Here is a 6563-nt window from a genome sequence, read left to right on the forward strand (position 1 = left end):
TTATCACATGAAAAAATAGAATTATTAGAGACAATAACAGGGGTATATCCTAATGAAAATGAAACATTATTATCTTTATATAATTATTTTTTGTATCAAGCCTATGTAATTGATATACTCCTGAATCTTTCTACACTTGAACTAGAACCTGAAGAGGAATTTTGGGATTTAGATGTTGTAAAGGGATATGAAATGTATATTTTCAACATTGTCTTTAACAGGCCACCAATTACTGAAAATATAAATGAGTTTCTCATGTGTGTCCTAATGAAGAAAAAATAGAAAAAAATAAATATTAATGCTGTCATATTTATTGACGTTATTAAGTACGTTCTAATTTATATGTAATGGTGCAATTATTTCTTTGTCCTTTTCTTTATTGTTTGGTTTAATGTTGACATATCATCCATGCGTCTCGATTAGATGTACAAAAATATATTTCAGACTCACCAATGTTTAAGTGCACAAAAACGGACACCTTTTAAAATTTATCTATAAAAAAGGTGTCCTTATATTTCAAGTGTGGATTTGAAATTTAGTTATATGAAATCCTTAAACAAGAACCTTTGACCCTCGCCACAACGTGCGGTTTATGGCACCGTAACAAGGTATTTAACTATCCGGAATAATAGTAATACCGATGGTTTGGGTAGGGGTACTTTTTTCCTTTTTCTTACTGGAAGCGTGGTAATATTTAGTTACCAGTTTGTTTAATTCATTTTGGAACTGTGTGAAATGTTCTTCATCCAATTGAAATTCCACTACAGAAAATGTAGAATTATCGTCCGTACGATTTTCCCCTTCCAGCTTTTGTAGATAAAGCTGATATTTGGATAAAAGCAATAATTGATAATAAGATATATAATCAAGCTTCTCCTTTGCAGAGACCTTTCCCCACTCATTCTTATCCAATGTTGCATAATCTTCATTTAACACATAATACTTTTCAGTCACTGATTTAACCTTTTTTTCCTTTAACACTTGAATGACATCAGCCTCCACCATAGATTGTATGTGTCTATACAATGTTGCTTGTGGTACATCTTTTATGACTTTTACCATCTCCAGAGGAGTTAGGCCATTCTCTTTATTCCCCATTAAAGCAAGACAAATTTTCATTCTTACGGGATGCATTAGAATCTCCATTTTATTATCCATCTTATCACCTCTTTCATTATCATTATAAATAATGAAAATAATTATTGCAATTTACTTTTAACCATGTTATCATTATCAATAACGATAATTAGTGGAGGTGATTAAAATAAAACCGAATCTTGACCTAAATAATATGGATTTCGACATTCTTTCTCCAGTGATATTGCCAATCATCGTAATCATTTTGTTGTTCATCATCTTTGCATTAGTGGATCTATACCGAAACAAAAGTAGGAGAAAAAATGTACTTGTATGGACCATTGTTATCATTTTAGTTATTCCACTAGGACCCATACTTTACTTTATTATAGGGAGAAAGGATAGTGACAAAAGATGAAATTGGAAGTTAAAAACGTCACTAAAAAATTTAATGAGAAAATTGCTGTCAATGATTTTTCAATAGCTATCAACTCTGGGGAATGTGTAGGATTAATTGGACCAAATGGAGCAGGGAAAACCACGTTGATTAAGATCATCTCGGATATTATGAATCCCACTTCGGGTGAAGTATTATTGGATGGAAAAAAAATATCTGACATGAAAAAACAAATTGGTTACTTGCCACAATATCCGAATTTTTTTCAATGGATGACTGCAACTGAAACGCTTTTCTTTATGGGACAGTTATCCGGTCTTGATAAAAAAGAATTGAAAACTTCTATTCCGAAAATTTTATCAAAAGTGGGTTTAAGTGGAGAAGAGAATTCAAGGGTCAGTACATTTTCTGGTGGAATGAAACAGCGATTAGGCATAGCACAAGCACTGTTACATAAACCCTCTTTAATATTGATGGATGAACCTGTTTCAGCATTGGATCCGATAGGCCGCAGAGAAGTGTTGAACATTATCGATGAAATAAAGAAAGATACAACCATTTTATTATCTTCTCATATTTTAGGAGACGTGGAAGAAATCTGTGAGCGACTTGTCATCGTGAAAAACGGTAAAAAAATAGAAGATACAACTATGATAGGATTATTGAATAGAAATAGTCAAAATAAAATACGTATTGAATTATCTAATGATCGTGAGGATTGGATTGAACACATCAAGAATTTGGATTATGTGAAAGATGTTGAGTTGACAGGAAATAAATTAAAAGTAGAGGTAGAAAACATTAAAGTAAACAAAAGGATGTTATTGGAAAATGCATTAAAACACCATGTTGATATCGTTAAATTTGAAATAGCTAATGACACACTTGAAGAAATATTCTTAAAAATGGTGGTGGAAAAGTGAAGCAATTTGCAATCTTAACTAAAAAGGAAACCTTACAGTTCATAAGAGAACTTAAAATTGTATGGCTACCATTAGCTTTTATATTTTTGGGAATCACACAACCAGTTGTAACCTATTATTTACCCTATATATTAGAAGCGTTTGGTGGAGGCCAGGGGATTATCATTGATTCAAGTATGAAAGATATAGCGGGGAATGAAATACTTGCCAGTACATTGGAATCGCAGTTCGATCAACTTGGTGTCATCATCATCGTTATCTCAATGATGGGAGTGGTACAATCAGATAAAGCAAATGGAATGCTAGGTTTTATTCTGACAAGACCAGTTAAAGTCGAATCTTATATTAGTAGTAAAATTTTTTCCAACTATATGTTCGTTGCTGGCAGTGTAGCATTGGGGTATGTTGTTTCTTATATATACACCAATTTCTTGTTTACAAGTATACCTTTTACCAGTTTAATAGTTGCATTATTATTTTATTTGTTGTGGGTTTTATTTGTTGTATCATTTACAACTATGGTTAGTACTTTCTTTAACAGCCAAGGTGTTATAGCATTAATTTCTATTGCTGTTCTTTTAGGAATTAGAATGATCGTCGGCCTTAACCCTTTGCTTGATCGTTTGAATCCAGCGAGTATGAGTGAATATGCGAAGGAAGCTCTGGTTTTTGCTGATATCGATATGAGTGTTGTATGGAGTGTATTGATAACTTTATTATTGTCAGCAATCGTAATGAATTTCGCGAAGATGTGGATTGCTAATAAAAAATATAATATTGATTAATCCGTTTAAAGTAAGGAAAGGGTGATTCATTTGTTGAATATTTCCAATTTAAAAAAGAGTTATTCGGAAAAGCAGGTTTTAAAAGGTGTGAACTTGAATGTTAAAAAAGGGGAAATTTTAGGTTTTGTCGGGGCAAATGGTGCTGGGAAAACAACCACATTAAATATCATTACCGGTATGTTGGATTATGAGAGTGGAGTAGTGGAAATTAATGGGTTAAACCAAACAGCAGGATTAGATTATAAAAAGCAATATTTTTTCATACCGGATACTGTAAATGTGTTTAAAAATGTTTCAGGATTAGACTGGATACATTTTTTAATGAATTTGTATGAAATAGAAGAAAATAATAAGTTAGAGGAGTATGTACAAGTATTCCAAATGCAGGAATCCATTGATAAACCCATTGGAACCTACTCTTATGGGATGTTGCATAAAATGTCTCTGATTGCAGCCTTTACAATTAATCCACCAATCATCATTATGGATGAGCCATTAAATGGTCTTGATCCTAATGCAGTGGTTGTTTTTAAGGATTTAATAAAATCCTATGTCGATCAGGGGGGAACTGTAATCTTTTCAACACATCTTTTGGATATCGCGGAAAAAATTTGTACTACGGTTGCCATTTTAAAAGGAGGCAAAATTATTCTACATGATGAGATAAAGAATATAACAGGTAGTAAATCATTGGAATCAATATTCATGGAGGCGTAAGTTTATGAAAGAAAACCTTCAATTCCAGTTAACTAAGTTTTTTATTTCTTCCTTTTACAAGAAACCAAAGCAGCAGATTCAACAGGTAGTATTAATTATTGCGATAATTTATGTTTTATTCCAACTGACTGTCATAAATTTCCTGGTTTATTACTTTATGGATTCTCAACTATTAATTTTTTATAACTTGGCTTTCTCGATCCTTCTAGTTTATATTTTGACTTGTTATTTATCGACAACACAAGCTTTTGCATTTAGTGAATTTAAGATGTTAGCATCTCTACCCTTATCATATAGAAAAATTTCAACAGCTAAAGTAGTGAGTAGTCTATTTGTACCAATCTTCTTGACGATGATCCTCCAGCTGCCGACTATAGGATTTTTACTCATTGATTTTAAGTTTATTGAAGCGCTTAAGTTAATCATATTTTTACCAGTCCTTATTGGATTAATTGCCATGTTTTTGTTATTCGTCCTATCTTGTATCCATAGGTTTTATGCAAAATTTAAAAGTAGAGTTTCTTATTTACTGTTGAATGTTGTTACCATGTTGCTAATCCCTATTATATTTATAGCATATTTTGTAATAGAATCAGGTCTTTTGAATCATACTTACAAAGATGGATTCATAAATGCTGCAAAATATATACTGATCCAGCTTTTTGAAACTGCTAGTTTAATGCCTTGGATAGACTCGATCGTTGAATTCTTTGTATCAAATAAAGTCAGCCTACATTTAATTCTGGTTTATGTAGTATTAATTATAACCACTCTTTTGCTTTCATATTTTACAATTGAAAACATTTCCGTCAATTATTTTAAAAATGCCTTATTGGAAAATAATAAATCACAATGGAAAGGTTCAAGAGTTTATATTTCTAAAAATAAATGGAGTAATTATTTGCAAAGGGAAATATGGGTGATTCAATCTGAGGCATACTTTAAAATGCAAGTATTACTTGGGGTTTTATTAGCACCAATTATCTCAGCTATTTTACTGACGTTATTGCATTTTGATGCATTGCCGGATTTTTTGAACGTCACGAAAGACGAAACATTTGATATTTATTTTTCATATCTCGTCTTATTTTTTTGTTGTATGAATAATGTAAGTGGAACACCTTATTCCAGAGAAGGGAAATACCATTATTTATTAAAGTGTACTCCACTTGATTCTAATCTCGTATATTTTTCCAAGGTGATCATTTCATCAACAATGGGTATTATTGCTTTGCTTCTAAGTTTTCTTCTGTTTGCAATTTTTGGGTTTTGGGAAGTCGAACATTTGTTACTGTTCATGATTATTTCTGGATTGATTATTTGCTATAACTTGTTAACTCCAGTCTATGACATGAGAAATCCACTGACGGAGTGGGAAAATCCATCCGTAGCTGCGAAATCTAACACGAATGTATTAATTAGCTTGATTTATGGATTGCCCATCTTACTTATTATTGCTGCCATTCATTTTGGGCTAATTTGGTTGAATGTCCAATCGCTATTGGCGACTGTTATTGTTTTGCTGATGGTTGTAATTACAATTGTTTTATTGCTCAATCGGTTAAAAAAGGTTTTAATATAATTATTGTTAAGAGTCAACGATTTCCGACATTTGAAGCGACTATTCGGCTTTGCTTCATTCAGAGTGGTGGGTAAGATCATCGGTGTATGATTTTACCCACTATTTCTTTTTTAATTACTGAAGACCTGAGAGTTATGAACCAAACTAATAAAACAGTCTACTTCACTTGCATTCGAATGAGATTCATTATGTTGGTGGGCATCGGTTCTCACGTATAGGTAACTGGCATCAAATTTAAAAATTGGAGATATTTTTTAACAGTGAGGTTGGGACATAACTATTCCAACTATAGAAAAATCCGAACAATTCCACTCATTAGCTCCGGAAATATACTCAAGACTCCTGCGGGAGGTCGGCTAAAAACGGTCACGTCCTGTGACCAACGCCGCACGCTAACGTCCTGTGCGTCGGTCGGCCTAGGTGAGACCCCGCAGCGGGCCTTGCCCACGAGGAGGCTCACCAGCCGCTCATCAGGTGCGAAGTATATTTCCAGAGGGCTTGAAGCACTTATTGTAGATTGTTCGGATTTTATTCTTTCGATTATGTTATGTCCCAGTCTCCTTTTATGTTTGTGTAGTAAAAAATAAATTTTTGTCTATAATTCTGATTATTTTCTTATATAAAGAAAAAACATATTTTAGAATTGTGTTTAACGCTATCTATATATTGTTATTTTCCTCATATATGAAAATGTCGAGAGGTTATTGACAAATTAAATCTTAGATGATAGAATCCTATGTGAAAAAAACATATTTGAAAATTGCGTTTAAAACTAGCTACATATTGTTATTTTCCTCTTATATGACATATCGGGAAGTTAGTTATTGACACATTATATCTTAGATGATAGCGTTGCGAAAAAACAGGTAATTCAACAAGTTGATTGTCTTTGTGAGTAATTTCTCCAAACTAACAAAAAATAAAGAGGAAGTCGAAGATTGTTGAAAGAACGAAATAAAAGGCTTAGTAAATTGGATGGGATAATACAAAAAAGTATGGAAAAAAGTCCGTTAAATTTTCTGAAGAATAAGTATAGTGAAAATGTATAAAAAATATAATTCTAAATAAATATCATTTAATTA

General features: G+C 32.2%; 7 protein-coding genes. 6 read left to right on the forward strand and 1 reads right to left on the reverse strand.

Annotated features, from left to right (window positions below):
* Positions 1-282 (forward strand): hypothetical protein (locus tag GW534_RS15200; RefSeq protein ID WP_161921833.1); only part of this gene is annotated, 282 nt, incomplete at its 5' end.
* A 330-nt stretch (positions 283-612) separates the two neighbouring features.
* Here the strand turns inward: GW534_RS15200 and GW534_RS15205 are convergent.
* On the reverse strand, positions 613-1158 hold the full coding sequence (locus GW534_RS15205; protein WP_034770147.1) for a helix-turn-helix domain-containing protein: 546 nt from the start codon (positions 1156-1158) through the stop codon (positions 613-615).
* A gap of 133 nt (positions 1159-1291) precedes the next feature.
* Here GW534_RS15205 and GW534_RS15210 point away from each other — a divergent pair, with 133 nt between their 5' ends.
* Genes GW534_RS15210 through GW534_RS15230 form a run of 5 tightly spaced genes read left to right on the forward strand, consistent with a single transcriptional unit; the run spans position 1292 to position 5481 of the window.
* Positions 1292-1495, forward strand: a complete 204-nt coding sequence (locus GW534_RS15210; protein ID WP_095142587.1) for a PLD nuclease N-terminal domain-containing protein — start codon at positions 1292-1294, stop codon at positions 1493-1495.
* Entirely contained in the window at positions 1492-2397 is a 906-nt protein-coding gene (locus GW534_RS15215; RefSeq protein WP_034770145.1) for an ABC transporter ATP-binding protein, read from the forward strand. Before GW534_RS15210 ends, GW534_RS15215 begins: the two co-directional genes overlap by 4 nt.
* Entirely contained in the window at positions 2394-3182 is a 789-nt protein-coding gene (locus GW534_RS15220; RefSeq protein WP_034770142.1) for an ABC transporter permease, read from the forward strand. The genes GW534_RS15215 and GW534_RS15220 overlap by 4 nt, the downstream gene beginning before the upstream one ends.
* Positions 3183-3215: 33 nt before the next feature.
* Complete coding sequence (locus GW534_RS15225; RefSeq protein ID WP_052514553.1) at positions 3216-3899, forward strand: ABC transporter ATP-binding protein; 684 nt, start codon at positions 3216-3218, stop codon at positions 3897-3899.
* A gap of 4 nt (positions 3900-3903) precedes the next feature.
* On the forward strand, positions 3904-5481 hold the full coding sequence (locus tag GW534_RS15230) for a hypothetical protein (protein ID WP_034770137.1): 1578 nt from the start codon (positions 3904-3906) through the stop codon (positions 5479-5481).
* Positions 5482-6563: the final 1082 nt, after the last annotated feature.

Origin of the sequence: Pallidibacillus pasinlerensis (genome assembly GCF_009996845.1) — a bacterium.
Taxonomy (GTDB): Bacteria; Bacillota; Bacilli; order Bacillales; family Caldibacillaceae; genus Pallidibacillus; species Pallidibacillus pasinlerensis.